24 protein-coding genes and 1 pseudogene are annotated in these 13,271 nt (G+C 38.2%); 3 read left to right on the top strand and 22 right to left on the bottom strand.

What is annotated here, in order from left to right:
- Positions 1-29: 29 nt before the first annotated feature.
- From RWN13_RS15940 to RWN13_RS15910, 7 genes are all read right to left on the bottom strand, one after another.
- On the bottom strand, positions 30-245 hold the full coding sequence (locus RWN13_RS15940; RefSeq protein ID WP_314065610.1) for a DUF2922 domain-containing protein: 216 nt from the start codon (positions 243-245) through the stop codon (positions 30-32).
- 12 nt (positions 246-257) lie between these two features.
- Complete coding sequence (locus RWN13_RS15935) at positions 258-461, bottom strand: hypothetical protein (RefSeq protein ID WP_314065608.1); 204 nt, start codon at positions 459-461, stop codon at positions 258-260.
- On the bottom strand, positions 458-1,063 hold the full coding sequence (locus RWN13_RS15930; RefSeq protein ID WP_314065606.1) for a helix-turn-helix domain-containing protein: 606 nt from the start codon (positions 1,061-1,063) through the stop codon (positions 458-460). The genes RWN13_RS15935 and RWN13_RS15930 overlap by 4 nt, the downstream gene beginning before the upstream one ends.
- 30 nt (positions 1,064-1,093) lie before the next feature.
- Positions 1,094-2,062 carry a LysM peptidoglycan-binding domain-containing protein gene (locus RWN13_RS15925; protein ID WP_314065604.1) on the bottom strand — a complete coding sequence of 323 codons (969 nt, stop codon included), beginning with the start codon at positions 2,060-2,062 and terminating at the stop codon, positions 1,094-1,096.
- Positions 2,059-2,343 carry a holin gene (locus tag RWN13_RS15920; RefSeq protein ID WP_314065602.1) on the bottom strand — a complete coding sequence of 95 codons (285 nt, stop codon included), beginning with the start codon at positions 2,341-2,343 and terminating at the stop codon, positions 2,059-2,061. The genes RWN13_RS15925 and RWN13_RS15920 overlap by 4 nt, the downstream gene beginning before the upstream one ends.
- A complete protein-coding gene (locus RWN13_RS15915) occupies positions 2,312-2,614 on the bottom strand; it encodes a hypothetical protein (RefSeq protein WP_314065600.1) in 303 nt (100 codons plus the stop codon). Before RWN13_RS15915 ends, RWN13_RS15920 begins: the two co-directional genes overlap by 32 nt.
- 140 nt (positions 2,615-2,754) lie before the next feature.
- Entirely contained in the window at positions 2,755-3,300 is a 546-nt protein-coding gene (locus RWN13_RS15910; RefSeq protein ID WP_314065598.1) for a TetR/AcrR family transcriptional regulator, read from the bottom strand.
- 210 nt (positions 3,301-3,510) lie between these two features.
- Here RWN13_RS15910 and RWN13_RS15905 point away from each other — a divergent pair.
- Positions 3,511-4,133: pseudogene (locus RWN13_RS15905) on the top strand (IS6 family transposase).
- A 464-nt stretch (positions 4,134-4,597) separates the two neighbouring features.
- Here RWN13_RS15905 and RWN13_RS23700 read toward each other — a convergent pair.
- From RWN13_RS23700 to RWN13_RS15885, 5 genes are all read right to left on the bottom strand, one after another.
- A complete protein-coding gene (locus RWN13_RS23700; RefSeq protein ID WP_399553685.1) occupies positions 4,598-4,921 on the bottom strand; it encodes a type II toxin-antitoxin system RelE/ParE family toxin in 324 nt (107 codons plus the stop codon).
- Complete coding sequence (locus tag RWN13_RS15900) at positions 4,914-5,168, bottom strand: type II toxin-antitoxin system prevent-host-death family antitoxin (RefSeq protein ID WP_314065596.1); 255 nt, start codon at positions 5,166-5,168, stop codon at positions 4,914-4,916. Before RWN13_RS15900 ends, RWN13_RS23700 begins: the two co-directional genes overlap by 8 nt.
- Positions 5,169-5,333: 165 nt before the next feature.
- A complete protein-coding gene (locus RWN13_RS15895; RefSeq protein ID WP_314065594.1) occupies positions 5,334-5,612 on the bottom strand; it encodes a hypothetical protein in 279 nt (92 codons plus the stop codon).
- Positions 5,609-5,932, bottom strand: coding sequence for a hypothetical protein (locus RWN13_RS15890; protein ID WP_314065592.1), 324 nt, complete (start codon positions 5,930-5,932; stop codon positions 5,609-5,611). The genes RWN13_RS15895 and RWN13_RS15890 overlap by 4 nt, the downstream gene beginning before the upstream one ends.
- 10 nt (positions 5,933-5,942) lie before the next feature.
- On the bottom strand, positions 5,943-7,262 hold the full coding sequence (locus tag RWN13_RS15885; RefSeq protein WP_314065591.1) for a hypothetical protein: 1,320 nt from the start codon (positions 7,260-7,262) through the stop codon (positions 5,943-5,945).
- Positions 7,263-7,314: 52 nt separating this feature from the next.
- Between RWN13_RS15885 and RWN13_RS15880 the strand changes: the two genes are divergently transcribed.
- Complete coding sequence (locus RWN13_RS15880) at positions 7,315-7,677, top strand: DUF1433 domain-containing protein (protein ID WP_314065589.1); 363 nt, start codon at positions 7,315-7,317, stop codon at positions 7,675-7,677.
- Positions 7,678-8,142: 465 nt separating this feature from the next.
- Here the strand turns inward: RWN13_RS15880 and RWN13_RS15875 are convergent, their stop codons facing one another.
- From RWN13_RS15875 to RWN13_RS15865, 3 genes are all read right to left on the bottom strand, one after another.
- Positions 8,143-8,343, bottom strand: coding sequence for a hypothetical protein (locus tag RWN13_RS15875; protein WP_314065587.1), 201 nt, complete (start codon positions 8,341-8,343; stop codon positions 8,143-8,145).
- A 75-nt stretch (positions 8,344-8,418) separates the two neighbouring features.
- Positions 8,419-8,763, bottom strand: coding sequence for a hypothetical protein (locus RWN13_RS15870; RefSeq protein WP_314065585.1), 345 nt, complete (start codon positions 8,761-8,763; stop codon positions 8,419-8,421).
- Positions 8,764-8,807: 44 nt separating this feature from the next.
- A complete protein-coding gene (locus tag RWN13_RS15865; protein WP_314065584.1) occupies positions 8,808-8,996 on the bottom strand; it encodes a hypothetical protein in 189 nt (62 codons plus the stop codon).
- Positions 8,997-9,156: 160 nt separating this feature from the next.
- Here RWN13_RS15865 and RWN13_RS23695 point away from each other — a divergent pair, with 160 nt between their 5' ends.
- Positions 9,157-9,243, top strand: a complete 87-nt coding sequence (locus tag RWN13_RS23695; protein ID WP_399553688.1) for a type I toxin-antitoxin system Fst family toxin — start codon at positions 9,157-9,159, stop codon at positions 9,241-9,243.
- Positions 9,244-9,369: 126 nt separating this feature from the next.
- On the opposite strand, the gene RWN13_RS15860 is transcribed toward RWN13_RS23695, so the two are convergent.
- From RWN13_RS15860 to RWN13_RS15830, 7 genes are all read right to left on the bottom strand, one after another.
- Positions 9,370-9,531, bottom strand: coding sequence for a hypothetical protein (locus tag RWN13_RS15860; protein ID WP_314065582.1), 162 nt, complete (start codon positions 9,529-9,531; stop codon positions 9,370-9,372).
- 1,035 nt (positions 9,532-10,566) lie between these two features.
- Entirely contained in the window at positions 10,567-10,782 is a 216-nt protein-coding gene (locus RWN13_RS15855; RefSeq protein WP_314065580.1) for a DUF2922 domain-containing protein, read from the bottom strand.
- 13 nt (positions 10,783-10,795) lie between these two features.
- Positions 10,796-10,999 (bottom strand): hypothetical protein, encoded by a 204-nt coding sequence (locus RWN13_RS15850; RefSeq protein WP_314065579.1) that lies wholly within the window; start codon positions 10,997-10,999, stop codon positions 10,796-10,798.
- Entirely contained in the window at positions 10,996-11,598 is a 603-nt protein-coding gene (locus RWN13_RS15845; protein WP_314065577.1) for a helix-turn-helix transcriptional regulator, read from the bottom strand. The genes RWN13_RS15850 and RWN13_RS15845 overlap by 4 nt, the downstream gene beginning before the upstream one ends.
- Positions 11,599-11,624: 26 nt before the next feature.
- Positions 11,625-12,608 carry a GH25 family lysozyme gene (locus RWN13_RS15840; RefSeq protein ID WP_314065576.1) on the bottom strand — a complete coding sequence of 328 codons (984 nt, stop codon included), beginning with the start codon at positions 12,606-12,608 and terminating at the stop codon, positions 11,625-11,627.
- A complete protein-coding gene (locus RWN13_RS15835; RefSeq protein ID WP_314065574.1) occupies positions 12,605-12,895 on the bottom strand; it encodes a hypothetical protein in 291 nt (96 codons plus the stop codon). Before RWN13_RS15835 ends, RWN13_RS15840 begins: the two co-directional genes overlap by 4 nt.
- Entirely contained in the window at positions 12,861-13,181 is a 321-nt protein-coding gene (locus RWN13_RS15830; RefSeq protein WP_314065573.1) for a hypothetical protein, read from the bottom strand. The genes RWN13_RS15835 and RWN13_RS15830 overlap by 35 nt, the downstream gene beginning before the upstream one ends.
- Positions 13,182-13,271 lie beyond the last annotated feature (90 nt).

The following is a 13,271-nucleotide window of genomic DNA, read 5'->3' as shown; positions in this document are numbered from 1 at the left end:
TTCTTAATTAAGAGGTCATGGCTTTTCTCTTATAACAACACTTCCGTCTTCTTGTCCAAATACTTCGCCCCTTTAATATGAGCATACTTCCGTTGTCCCTTATGCTCAAACAACTCCATGGCTATCACCTGTTCCATAAAATGACGAACAGCTGCTGCATCTAGATTTTGATTGGGCTCATGAACAACAATCGTGGTCGGCTGTTCATCTTCATTAGTAAAATACAAATACAATTTTTTTGCCATTGCTTTCCCTCCTTATACATACCGTGTTCGTGTGATAATAACTGACGAATCTTTCGAATGGCTCTTTGGTAATACCTCTAACAATAAATTGGCAAAAGCCACGACTTTCTCAGGATCGGGCTTCTTTGGCAGATGAACAAACCGAATTCGCTTAAGCTCCATTTGAGCTGCCACATTGTAACAACAGACCACATCTGTTCCTTCCCAAATAATCATGATAAGGCTCCTTTCTGGGCATTCAAATAATTTTTAAACAATTCTTCATCGCCATTCTTAATAATCCGATAAAATATTTCAGTGAGATAGCCCGCTTCTTCACCACAATCCAAATAACCTAAGCCCATGACAATATTATTCATTTTTCCGTAGGCGAATTTGGGATTTCCTCTAAAATGATAACTGATGGCCACCGCCATGTTACGCTTGCACTTGGCCATAAGTTGTTCACTAGGGTATCGCCATTGCCGGATTTCTGCCAATAACGATTCCGCTAACTCCGTTTGCCCTAATGAAAAGGCTCGTAGTATTTGATCTTCTTTTTCCGTCTGATCTGAAATTTGCAAAGGGTTCTCATAGCTTGAGGTGATATACAGGCTTTCACCACAGGCATTTATCAACTTCTCTACTTTAATCAAATTTAACTGACGTCGATGCCCGTTTTCAATTTCAGATAAAAATTGTCGGCTAATAGCCGCTTTCTTACTTAAATCAGTTTGGCTTATGCCTTTAGCCTGACGCAATTCCTTAATTAATTGGGCCACCTCTAAGTGAACAGGGTGACGCTTAAGCAGTTGCGTCATCGTTTGATTTCTTTTCAACTTAAATTCCTCCTTTTTTACACGCCACGCTTAATAATTTAACCGTTGTCCTGGAAAAATCAGGTTTGGATCTGCTAGCTGATTGATTCGTGCCAATGTCTGCCAACTGACCCCTAACCTTTGGGCAATCTCCCATAAAGTGTCACCTGATGTCACCACGTAGTGCCGGTCGATAGTTCCTTGCTTGAACATGACTTTTTCATTGACCCACCCCATGCCATCATCTAATAAATAAGGATTCGCTACACCTTGAATGATTCGCGTAATTTTTCCTTGAGCCTTTAATGGCCGTAATTGAAGGGTGGACGTGGAACTGTCATAAATTCCTGTTATTTGGACGATCTCCCCCAGTTGATAAGCTGGCTTCACGACTGAACTGCCTGTAAAATAACTCGCTGGCTTATTGCTAGCTAAACGAGACAAATCTAAGGGGCCATTGTATCCCGGTAAGCGACCATTACTGGTGTATTGATGCAAATCATAACCAGCTGCAGACGTTGGATTATCACCGTCATAGCTGCCTGTATTTTGCCCATAAGTCGGTAGCCAAAGTCCCTCATATACTTGGGTTCCATGGGCTGAAAAACCAAACTCATGGTAACGATGGTTTGCAATATAAGCTCCGACTTTTTGCGCACCCAGCTCTTTTAAACGGCGCCGATAGCAGTCACAGCCGTTGACCATCTCCCACATGGAACGTTCTTCAATGTCCAACCACCAAAACATCGGCTCAAAGGAGGATGCCCGCTGATAAAAATCTTCCGCTTCTTTGATCATATCGGCTTCACTGATCCCACGAACCCAAGCATAGACATTGACCGGAACCTTCAAGCGTTTAAACTCAGCTAAGTGGGTTTGAAAATGACGATCTTGATGCAAGCTGCCATATTGTACCCGAACAATTACCCAGTCAATCGCCTGGGCCAACTGAGCATAATCAAGCTGAGTCGGTAGTTGATGCTCACTGATGTCCAGGATCAGTGGACGTGGCCGATTCATTTGCCCCCCTCAGGCAACTGCCAGACCGCTTTAAGCCAATCATAGCTACCTGCTGCTAGCAAACCTGCAATAAATCCATCCAGACAGGTCATGATTAGCGACTCCTGATAAATCAGCCCAATGATTAGGCCCATGATGACGCCAACCAGACTAGCTACCAATGGCAGCCACTTAGCTGGCACTCCGTTGACTTTCACCCCTTCAACAATCAAACAAACTGTCACCGCCAAAGCCACTAGATAGCTACTGTTAGCCTTGGTCAACCAATCGACAATCGTCATAAAATGTCCCTTCCTTCTTTTTTAATCGCCGTTCTTGAAGACGCAACCGTTCGTCTAAATCGTCTGTTCGGTTTTTTAAGCCTTCATATTCCGTCACCACATGGTATTCCAGCTGACTGATTTCCACTCTTAACTTATCCATGGCCTCTATCAGCGGGGCACTGATAGTTGTCCGAAACCGATGATAAAAGCGGCTAATTCCTGCCGCTACAAGGGAGACCACACTTAAAAGGGCCGCCACTTCCGCCAAACTTAAACCAAAAATCCTCATCACTTTCACTTCCTTTCTAAAAAAACTATGATATACTCCCTGACGTTACATTCGTAACATCGAGAGTATATCATAGCTATTTTTTGTTTACTATAGAAAATGGTGGTGCTGTGACAAAGAGAGAGTAATTGTTACACCAATTATTTACCTAAGATTGTCAGTCCCAAATCATCAATTATGTGGGCCATGTGCTCGCTAGGATGGGGACGTTCATCTAAAATCCAATTTAGTAACAAATTCCATAACCCCCCAACTAGAAAGTGAATTTCATAAGTCTCAGTTGAGTGTAATTGGAAATAGTCCATCTGTAATAGTTCACTTATGATTTTTTCAAGATAGTTTTTAAACTTTAATAATAATTCGTTAGTCAGTGCCGTTTTAATTAATAACTCAACTAACTGATGATGATCTTCAAAATAGTTGAAAAAGTGTAAACTAAACTCAAAAATCTCTTTTTTAGGTAATTTTTCTAGGTCTAAATAATAATTAATAAATAATTCATCCAGATGAGCCAAAAGAATCTCTTCTTTGCTCTGGTAATTTCGATAGTAACCCATTCGAGAAACTCCAGCTCTAGAGGTTATTTCAGTAACGGTTATCTCTGCTAAGGCTTTCGTTTCAAGCAATTGTTGAAGCGCAAGATAAATAGATTCTCTCGTGATAGCGTTAATTTCAGAATTAGACAAATAGACACCTCCTATTAACTATTCTTATTATAAGAGTAATTAACAATGAATGAAAGAGGAGATTTCTTGATTCATTCAAACTATACGGAATACGGTTCTGTTGCAAAGATTTTCTAAAGAGATCATCTGGTGTAAAATGGAAAGAAACAGAATCTAAGGAGAACAGTTATGGCCCATTTTAAAGGCTAACAGTTTAAGCAAGACATTATTATGGTAGCCTTAGGCTACTACCTACGGTATAACTTAAGTTACCGTGACGTTTCAGAGATCCTTCGTGAACGTAGAATTGACGTCTGCCATACAACTGTCTACCGATGGGTTCAAGAGTATAGTCAAGTCGCCTACTGTCTTTGGAAAAAAAGAAATCGCACAGCAAGTGATTCTTGGCGAATGGACGAAACCTACATTAAAGTGAAGGGCAAGTGGCACTATTTATATCGTGCGATTGATTTTTCTGGGCTAACCTTCGATATTTGGCTACGTAAGAAACGTGATAGTCAGGCCGCCTACGCCTTCTTCAAGCGATTAATCAAACAATTTGGTGAACCGTCACTGATAAAGCGCCATCGCTGGCTTGCGCTTTTAAACGGCTAAAAGCGGATGGTTTTTTTGAGTCAACGATTCACCGAACCAGTAAATACTTGAATAATATCCTTGAACAAGATCATCGATCTATCAAGAAAAGACACAAATTATATCGGTTCATAAGGACCGCTTCTGCTACGATTAAAGGGCTGGAAACGGTCCACGCCTTGTACAAAAAAAATCGAAGAAACCTCTTCGACTTTTCAGTATGCAATGAACTCAAACAATTAATGGGTTTACCATCTTAAAATGACCTGATGAGAAGCACTGACTTTTCTTTTTTTAAGTTTGCAACAGAACCAAATTTAGTATCTATTGGTAAAGGAATTGCGTTATTACCTACATATTTAGAAAGTGAAGGCTATTTATCCATTGATGATAATACGTTCTTAATTAATTATTATAGCTATCGCTATAGTTAATAGTCTAATAATATCAAATAAAATTAAATTGACAGTTGATTTTATCACACCTCCCTCAAGCTATAAAAACTCATATTTTTGATAGAGTGCGAACAACACTTATCACTCTACACAATGGATTAAAGTTGCATTCACAATCAAAAAAGGCGTCACTCCAAAAATAGAGGGATGCCTTATTCTACGTGGGGTATGACAGTTCTGATGAACGCACCACAACAAGGTTGTGGTGCGTTCAATCATTTGATTTGTTGATAGTAATTAGGAGACTTAAGCCGTCCTTCATCCTGATTCTAATTCAGATTTAGTTTGACGAGATAATTCTCTCTACCATGATAAACGTGATATACACGGACAATCTTTTCGTTTTCAAAAATTTTATAAAAAATGAGGTACTCTCCACTAACTATGTAACGATAGTCGTTTTCAATACTTGTTTTATTACTAAGTTTTGCCCCAATTCGAGGACTTGATCGGAGTCTCACCAAATCTTGATAGATTGTTTCAAAAATTTCCTTTATCGTACTTTCATAATAGTTTCCCTGTGACAGATATCGTTGTATTCGATCAATATCATTATCAAACTGGTGACTCGTTTTTACTTGATAGTCACTCACCAAAATTACCTAATTTATATTTCTTAGCAAACTCATCAATATCTTTCCCTGAACCAAAATTTTGTTCAGCTCGATTCAATTCCGTTAATAACCATATCTCAGCTTGTTTTCGTTGCCATTCGTCAATATTAACCATCACAACTTTTCCAACACCATTTTTCGTTAATACTAGTGGCTCTCCATCTTGAACCTCATCAATTACTTTGTTGTAATTTCTTAAAATGGTACTAGGTTTGATTACTTCCATTTTAATCAGCTCCTATTCGTTAGATAATTATAACACATCTCGCTGTAAATTTACAGCGAATCAACCTCAGATTTCCAAGCACGTCAATCTCTAAAACGAACGATTACAGGAACATAACACTCAGTGATTGCCAGAAGAGATTCATAATAGTAATAAACATCTTCTTTATTTGAATTTCTTAGCATTTTCTTTTAACAGCTTCTTGGCCTGTTTCCCAAATTTCCCTTTTAGTGATGATTCTAATGAAGCTAAAATTGCTGTTAAACTCTCTTTAGTCTGTTCTTGTATGTCCGCCACTTTTTCTTGAACTCTTTTTTCATTTTGTCTGCTTCTAGTACTAGCAGCAATTGCGACAAACGTTACAATCAAATTCTTCTCCATTGTCTTCTTCATGTTTAAAAGAGCTACTTCTGGATTTAAGGTGCCTCCGGTCCAATTACTCAAGCTTTATCCACCCCTCTTTCTTCTTGGCGCTGTCGATCTCTTTTATAATGTGTTTCGAGCTCTTCTAATGTTGAATTTATTTTAATTTCTTCTTTTTTTATACTCAATTCAAACGCTGAACGCTCACCTTCTAAATAATGATGTACTTGCGAGAAATCTACTTCGTCTGAATCCAATTGACGTAGATAATAATGACTTCTCTCCGCTAAATCATCAATGGCCATAACTCCTTGTTTTTTATAATAATGAAGTTCTTCTAATTGGTCATTATAGTGTTTTCTGTCCTCTAAATAGGTGTTTTCTAATTGATTTAAATCCATAGGGTCTCCTTTAGCTTAATGACTGTAATGCACTTGCTATTTGACTATCATGTTGTGCCATTTTTGAAATACTTTCAGTTAATTGGTGAATAAGTTGATCATACGATGCAACTATTTCCTTTAATTCGGCTTTTTTCTTGTCATGGTTGGCTTGAGGTTCTCTCACTATGAAAGATTCCGTTGCGGTTCCACGTTCTAGAGCATCGATTACTTCTGAATAGTTTAAATTAGCTCCAATCCCTTCAGCACTACTAAGTGTTTTGGTCCATAAATCTTGAGCGTCGTTACTTGCGCCGTCATAAATAACCATCAATGTGTCTAAACTGGATTGGACAACGTTTTGTGTGTTACTCAAAACAGCAATGGCTTCCGATTGATCCAAAAATATTTCTTGGTTTTCTGTCATTGGGCCACGAGATCCCCATTGACTTTTTAAACTCCCTATTTGCCTTAGATGATTGAAAAGAGCAATTTCACTTCTTGCTATACTTCCACCTAAAAGTTCATCCAATAACATTGCCCCATCTTTATCAAACATATTTTGGAAAGACCCCCTCATATGACCGATAATAAGAATAGTCATTGCCCCACTTGGGACTACGTATCGCCTTCCAATGATTTCTCCTAAGGGGACGTGGCCAACGGGGTCCCATGAATGACGATAATCAACAATTTTAGAATTGAAATGGCCTTGATCAACTAGTTTTTGTAATTCAGGCGGTAATAATCGATAGGCTTTTGCAGCCGCAAAAGTTGTCGCGTACTTATCCGTTAAAACTGCCATGTATTGTGCTAAGGCACCGCCTAAACTGTGTCCAGTAAATGAATAATCTTTGATTGAATTCTTTTTTAATGTCTCATTTACGAAACGTTCCATACCTAAAAATTGATTGTTGCTAACCATATTTTTTAACTCATCATCTAGCTGAGGAAACTGATTCCACCCCTCACTGTAGGCTGGTTTATTTTTATCACCACTTACATTTAGTCCATACGCATCTTTTAAATCGCTAGGTTTACCGCCTGTACCTAATGATCCACCATCTGTTTCTATCCAATCCTTATTGAATTCAGACAAATCATCAGTTTGACTTCCTCTTGCAGAAAAAATGACATTAGGATAATCCTTTATCTTTCCTGATTGCATATTTTGATAATCTTTGAGGGGAACTACTGCGATTGATTGTAAACCACTGGGATCATTTACTGAATTGATGACTACCCAATCATTTCCAGTATCGGAAATAATGGTCTGTCCAGGTTTTAAATACTTATCTTCGTATACTTTATCTGCTAAATCAAAATATTGTTCATCAGTTAATTGTGTCATACTCGTACCTCCTGTATATTAGATATAAAAGATTCACTATACAGGAGGTATTATGAAAAAAAAGACCTTTCTAATTATCTTTAGTATTGCATTAATAGTGTTAGGAGGAGTGTACCTGAAAAAGCAAATTGAAAAATCCCAATTAATCAGTGAGGAAGGACCTCGTATAGAAAAATATTTAAGATATAACTACAAAGATATTAATTCTGTAACTTTTACCAATGTAAAAGTTAATCCTACAGGTATTCCTCATATTACTGGTTACGTAAACAACCACAAAGATATGAACTTTAATGCTGGAATATACAAAAATCATTTTTCACGCGCTTTGGATTTTTTTGAAAAAAAACCTGAATTCAAAAGCAATAATGGAGAAATAAAGAGTATTGAAGAAATAGACAAAGAAGAAAAATAGATATTACCGACCGCGTATTATACTTTATAGTTTTTAACATAACGCTAATGCAACTCTATAAGAATTCCAATGCTATTGAGTTGCATTCATAACCCATATAAAAAAAGACCTTTCTTTTTTTTAAAGAAACGTCTAGAATGTGAATGGATACATCGATTTTGGCCACCACAACACAACTGGCTTGTGGTGCGTTGATAAATTCATTCAACCTTTATTGTTTGGTGCCAGAACCTCAATAATACATGAAAGTTGTCTATGACGTTATTTTTTATCTCAAGTGGCTAACTTGATTATAAAATGCGCCTATGAAAAGCAGCAGTAAAGTCGAATCAATAATTGAACTACCCAGCTATACACAATAAATTTGGTCCAATCTGGTTTACGAAAAAAGTCCACTAAACAATTGGTTTTGTAGGCTTTTTAGTCTATTATTGTGGAGCCAAGTTCCAGTAACTGTTGCTTGATTCACTCATTAATAGTCGTTAATTTTTCTCTGGTTATATTTTTTTCGATCTCAAGTAACTCATTCAACAATGCCCCTGGATCAACCTGAGCCGCTTTTGCGATTGCTTCTAAAGTTCTAATCGTCGTTTGGCCCATTGTCTTCTTAAAAGCGTTCTTGATAGTAGACGGAGCGAGCCCACTTACTTTAGAAATGTGATACATAGTTAAATTTTACCTTGCTGCATAAACGTCTAATGCTGTCATATACTCTCCTTTATATTAAGACCATATATGGTCCTAATTGAATGATAAGCGCCAGTAAGGTTCCTCTTCAGTAAATACGTGACTGACTTGGCCACAATTCACTCTCTTATCGTCTAATTCTGTGAAGGTATCGAACTTACTAAAATCAATTGAAATTGTCATTCCTTCAGACGGGGTGTTTTCTTTCAATTGCATCATGATGTTACCTGAAACAAAGTTCCAAGGGTAATCACCAACAATGCGCCCCAGGTTATCTCGTTCACATTTATTTAATAAGAGCTGATCATAGTTGTTCTTAAATACCCTTATGTCCTGGATAGTTGAGTAAATCATATCCATTTCCTCAAGTTCCTTCTTAAATCTAATTGGTATTTCCACTATCAAAACAGCTCCTTCCATCATCAGAATATTTTCTCTAACAATTATACAACAGATGTGTCGTAAACATAGGTTGTGTGGCCCCCGTGCTGCGCCTGTCCTCTAAAAAACTTGCGATCACTTCTCAGATTCCATATTGATCGGAATTCCATAAATTCACTGTGAGTCACTTCAATTTTATCAATTTCACCACTCTGTAACTGGCTTAGTTGATCTGTAAATTTATTTTCCAATATTATTCCCCATATCATAATCATATTTGTCTTACTATTACTACCAAGTATAACATTAGTTTCCCATTTAATCTCAATCCAACTGTTTCACAGCTTCGTTTTAAGGTATAATAGAGTGTCGCCTATCCGACAGTCTTGCGACTGAAAGGTGGTGTGTTCTATGTTCTTAGCATTTTTCTGTCCCCTTCTTGTAGGGCTTTTAGTAGCTCTATTTGAGTATTGGCTAAACACTCGAAACAAGAAGTAAAATTGAACTAGGCGACATTAGCCCACTAAAAAACCCCTGAAGAATCCGACCTCTTCAGGGGTTAAGTGCGTTCTATGTTCTTTTCTGCATAATCATTATAACATGATAAATCAAGAGTTGCCAGTATTATTGACCGCATCCAAGCTTAACAAGCTTCTTGATAACTCTCGCCATCCCTGGTTCTGGGAAAACATGAATAAACTTAATATAAGGCGGGGGTTGTTTTGCTGTAAACATTCTCACGTTGGCTAACTCATCATATAGTCGATTCATTGGTAGTAGATTCACTCATCTCCTCCTTCAAAGTCTATTTAGCTATCTTAAAAAACGGTCAAATTGCTGAAATTCAACTTAACAGGGTTTTTCTTTTTAGCGAAGTTGCCCCTGGTGATTGGAGACGGTCAGGTCCAGTAGCCTTATCAGATATTCAACCTATTGCATCTACTCTAAAAAAGTCGACTCATCCCATTTTTGACAATAAGACAGCCACGAGTCATTCTTTCTCGCTTGCAATCAAGTCAGTATTATCCTTTTTAAAAAGTGATTAAGCGATTATCTGATCAGATTAAAACGACAGTAGCGCTTAAACCGTAAGGCTATTCTGATAATCTCTTGCCAATTAATTTCTTATCATTAATTGGCAATTAAACGATTGACTCAAGCTCAACCATCCGTCTGGAATTATTAAACCAAATCACTTTTTCTTCATTACGAGCATATCATCGTCTACTTCTAAGGCAGAATCGACAGTACTTACTAACATTCGTAAATTAGAGTGTGTAATCCATACAGGTCAGATTTAAAGTTAATCCCTGAATATGTCATCAATAATAAAAGAAATGAGCCCCTTTGTGGGGCTCAAATTAAACCTTTAGAATCTATCTCTTCAACAGAGTGTACACGTCAAAAATGGCTCTCTTAACACATCAGAAGGTTTCTACGGTACGAAAGATTACACAACAGAGTTAATCATCGGATTACTACAGTAAATCACAAAATAATTATTATATGGTTGAAAAAAACAGGTTCGTCCAACCGCTAGTCGATTGGAGTATAACATGACATTACAATTCCTCTGGTTATGCAAGAATAAGCTGTACTTCTCTCACTAATTTTAGGCCTAGAATCATCAAATTTCTGCAACTTCTCATTGCTGAAACCCTCCTAGTACTTACGAAGTTTTCATCTTTACTTGTTCAATAGCCAATTGAACAACATTCAAAAGAGCCATCGCAAAATTAAGAATCAATTTTGTAATAGCCCAGCCTTAACTATAAGTTACTTTATCCGTACTTACTTCATTCAAACTTTCTTTTTACCTGTTTACAACAATATTTCTGTCTTCTTATCCAAATACTTCGCCCCTTTGATATGGGCGTACTTCCGTTGACCCTTATGCTCAAACAACTCCATAGCTATCACCTGTTCCATAAAATGACGAACAGCTACTGCATCTAAATTTTGATTGGGTTCATGAACAACAATCGTGGTCGGCTGTTCATCTTCATTAGTAAAATACAAATACAATTTTTTTGCCATTGCTTTCTCCTCCTTATACATACCGTGTTCGTGTGATGATAACTGACGAGTCTTTCGAATGGCTCGTTGGCAATACCTCTAACAATAAATTGGCAAAAGCCACGACCTTCTCAGGATCTGGCTTCTTTGGCAGATGAACAAACCGAATTCGCTTAAGCTCCATTTGAGCTGCCACATTGTAACAACAGACCACATCCGTTCCTTCCCAAATAATCATGATAAGACTCCTTTCTTCACTAACGTCTTTTCCGTCATATTTTGTTCCCCTTTTTTGACAATCCGATAATACATCTCAATAAAACGCTCCGCTTCTTCGCCACAACCAATCAACGACAGCCCCATGACAATCTCATTCATCTTATTTTGACTATAGCTGTGACGCCCCTTAAAGTAATAACTAATAGCAATGGCCATATTCCGTTTACACCTTGCCCGAAGATGCTCTGGTGGGTATTGCCAGCGTCTAATCTCAGCCAGTAACTCTTCCGCGACCTCAATTCGCCCTTGACTATATGTGATCAACACCTGATCTTCCTTTTCCGTTTGATGGGACAACTGTAGCTTGTTAATATAACTAGATTGCAATTCCAATTTTTCACCACAGCCATTAATCAACAGATCCAAACAATTTAAATCCAGTTTCTTGATGTGCCCATTTTCAATTTTAGATAGGTGTTGCCGACTCATATCAACTCGTTCACATAATTCATCTTGACTGATATCTTTTGCTAGCCGAACTTCCTTAACCAATTGGGCCGCTGATACAATAATCGATTTCTCCCGTTTAATCAACGACTCTGTTGTTATGTCTTTCACAATTTTCCATTCCTTTCTGTCTTTGTCTACTTATAATATAATTCTTGCCCTGGAAAAATTAGGTTAGGATCCGCCAGTTGATTCCGTGCCGCTAAAGACTGCCATCGGATACCGAGCCCTTGAGCAATTCCCCAAAGTGTATCTCCTTGTTTGACTCGATAGACATTCTCCTCTTGCGCTATTCGCTTAACAATGACTTCCTCATTCACCCAGCCTAAGTTGCCATTATCCAATAAGAAGGGATTCTTGGCCCCCTGACGAATAGCCGTTATCTTTCCTGTATTTCTAAAAGGTTTCAGCCTAACCCACGAATCAGAACTTTCGTAAACACCCTCTATCATTACCTGATCCCCTAATTTGTAAGGTGGAGAAGTTACAGTGACACTTGAGCCAGTAAAAAAACCAAAAGATTTTTTACTGGCTAACCGAGATAAATCAAGAGGACCCGCATAACCAGTTAACCGACCATTACTGGTATATTGATGGAAATCATACTCGTTTATAGCTGTCGGATTAGCCCCGTTGTATTGCCCTGTATTTTGTCCGTACGCTGGTAGCCATAAGGCGTCATACTTCTGTGTTGCTTGTTGAGTAAAACCAAAGGGATGATACAAATGATTGGCGATGTAAATTCCGACTTTCCCGGCCCCTAGTTCTTTTAACTGCTGGCGAAATGACTCACTGCCGCCAACCATGTCTGCCATAGACCTTTCTTCCACATCCAACCACCAAAAAGCTGGCTTGTAAGGACTGGCTCGCTGATAAAAATCAGCCCCTTCCTTTTTCATATCTTGATAGCTAATGCCCCTTACCCAGGCATAAACGTGAACGGGTACCCTTCGTTTTTTCAACTCACTCAGATGCTGATCAAAATAACGGTCTTGGTATAAACTGCCATATTGAACCCTAATAATCCCTAAATCAATTGATGCTGCCAGTTGATCATAGTTAATGGCCGATGGCAATTGATGTTCACTCATATCGATAATAAGTGGCTTAGGTCGACTCATTTAAAGACCTCTGGCAAATGCCACACTGCTTTCGCAAAATCAACACTCCCCGCTGCTAATAAGCCGGCAATAAACTCATTAAGCCCTGTTTTCACTAGCTCCTCATCAAAAATGACCCCCACACAACAACCAATCATTATTCCTACCACCCCAGCTATCACCGGTAGAACTTTTGGTGACAAACAGTCTGTTAATTTAATCACTTCGACCACTAAAAAAACAGTCACCGCCAAGGCCATAATATAATTACGGCTAACATTCGTTAATAACTCGACAATCATTGTCATGATTTTCCTCCCTTACTGGTACTGGACCTTCCTTTGACTGCACCTTTTCCATACGCCCCACACGTTGCGCTAGGGCCTCAGCATTAGCATCAATCCGTTTAAACTCAGATACTAGTTGTCGTTCCAACTGACCGATTTCATGTCTCAACTTGTTAAGGGCCTCAACTAAAGGCGCTGTGATGTGTTGTTGAAACTGATTAAACAATCGACCCATTGCAGCAAATAACGTCGAGACAATAGCGAGAAGAGCTGCCCACTCCGCTATGTTTAATCCAATAAATGTCATTATCTGTCTCCTCCTTTTTAGTCTTTTGGTTATTTCTGATTTGTTTTAGCTTCGTTCTCATTATTTCTATGTGCTGAAGCACTAAGAACT

This window comes from uncultured Vagococcus sp., from assembly GCF_963518325.1.
In the GTDB taxonomy this organism is placed as follows: domain Bacteria; phylum Bacillota; class Bacilli; order Lactobacillales; family Vagococcaceae; genus Vagococcus_D.
The sequence above is the reverse complement of the archived record's forward strand: the minus strand, read 5'-3'. Positions and strand labels throughout refer to the sequence as shown.

What these genes read in the sequence shown, in the direction of transcription:
- RWN13_RS15940 (WP_314065610.1), bottom strand. Translation starts at nt 245, where the DNA reads ATGGCAAAAAAATTGTATTTGTATTTTACTAATGAAGATGAACAGCCG.
- RWN13_RS15935 (WP_314065608.1), bottom strand. Translation starts at nt 461, where the DNA reads ATGATTATTTGGGAAGGAACAGATGTGGTCTGTTGTTACAATGTGGCA.
- RWN13_RS15925 (WP_314065604.1), bottom strand. Translation starts at nt 2,062, where the DNA reads ATGAATCGGCCACGTCCACTGATCCTGGACATCAGTGAGCATCAACTA.
- RWN13_RS15920 (WP_314065602.1), bottom strand. Translation starts at nt 2,343, where the DNA reads ATGACGATTGTCGATTGGTTGACCAAGGCTAACAGTAGCTATCTAGTG.
- RWN13_RS15915 (WP_314065600.1), bottom strand. Translation starts at nt 2,614, where the DNA reads ATGAGGATTTTTGGTTTAAGTTTGGCGGAAGTGGCGGCCCTTTTAAGT.
- RWN13_RS15900 (WP_314065596.1), bottom strand. Translation starts at nt 5,168, where the DNA reads ATGGAAGTAATCAAACCTAGTACCATTTTAAGAAATTACAACAAAGTA.
- RWN13_RS15890 (WP_314065592.1), bottom strand. Translation starts at nt 5,932, where the DNA reads ATGGATTTAAATCAATTAGAAAACACCTATTTAGAGGACAGAAAACAC.
- RWN13_RS15885 (WP_314065591.1), bottom strand. Translation starts at nt 7,262, where the DNA reads ATGACACAATTAACTGATGAACAATATTTTGATTTAGCAGATAAAGTA.
- RWN13_RS15880 (WP_314065589.1), top strand. Translation starts at nt 7,315, where the DNA reads ATGAAAAAAAAGACCTTTCTAATTATCTTTAGTATTGCATTAATAGTG.
- RWN13_RS15875 (WP_314065587.1), bottom strand. Translation starts at nt 8,343, where the DNA reads ATGTATCACATTTCTAAAGTAAGTGGGCTCGCTCCGTCTACTATCAAG.
- RWN13_RS23695 (WP_399553688.1), top strand. Translation starts at nt 9,157, where the DNA reads ATGTTCTTAGCATTTTTCTGTCCCCTTCTTGTAGGGCTTTTAGTAGCT.
- RWN13_RS15855 (WP_314065580.1), bottom strand. Translation starts at nt 10,782, where the DNA reads ATGGCAAAAAAATTGTATTTGTATTTTACTAATGAAGATGAACAGCCG.
- RWN13_RS15850 (WP_314065579.1), bottom strand. Translation starts at nt 10,999, where the DNA reads ATGATTATTTGGGAAGGAACGGATGTGGTCTGTTGTTACAATGTGGCA.
- RWN13_RS15840 (WP_314065576.1), bottom strand. Translation starts at nt 12,608, where the DNA reads ATGAGTCGACCTAAGCCACTTATTATCGATATGAGTGAACATCAATTG.
- RWN13_RS15835 (WP_314065574.1), bottom strand. Translation starts at nt 12,895, where the DNA reads ATGACAATGATTGTCGAGTTATTAACGAATGTTAGCCGTAATTATATT.
- RWN13_RS15830 (WP_314065573.1), bottom strand. Translation starts at nt 13,181, where the DNA reads ATGACATTTATTGGATTAAACATAGCGGAGTGGGCAGCTCTTCTCGCT.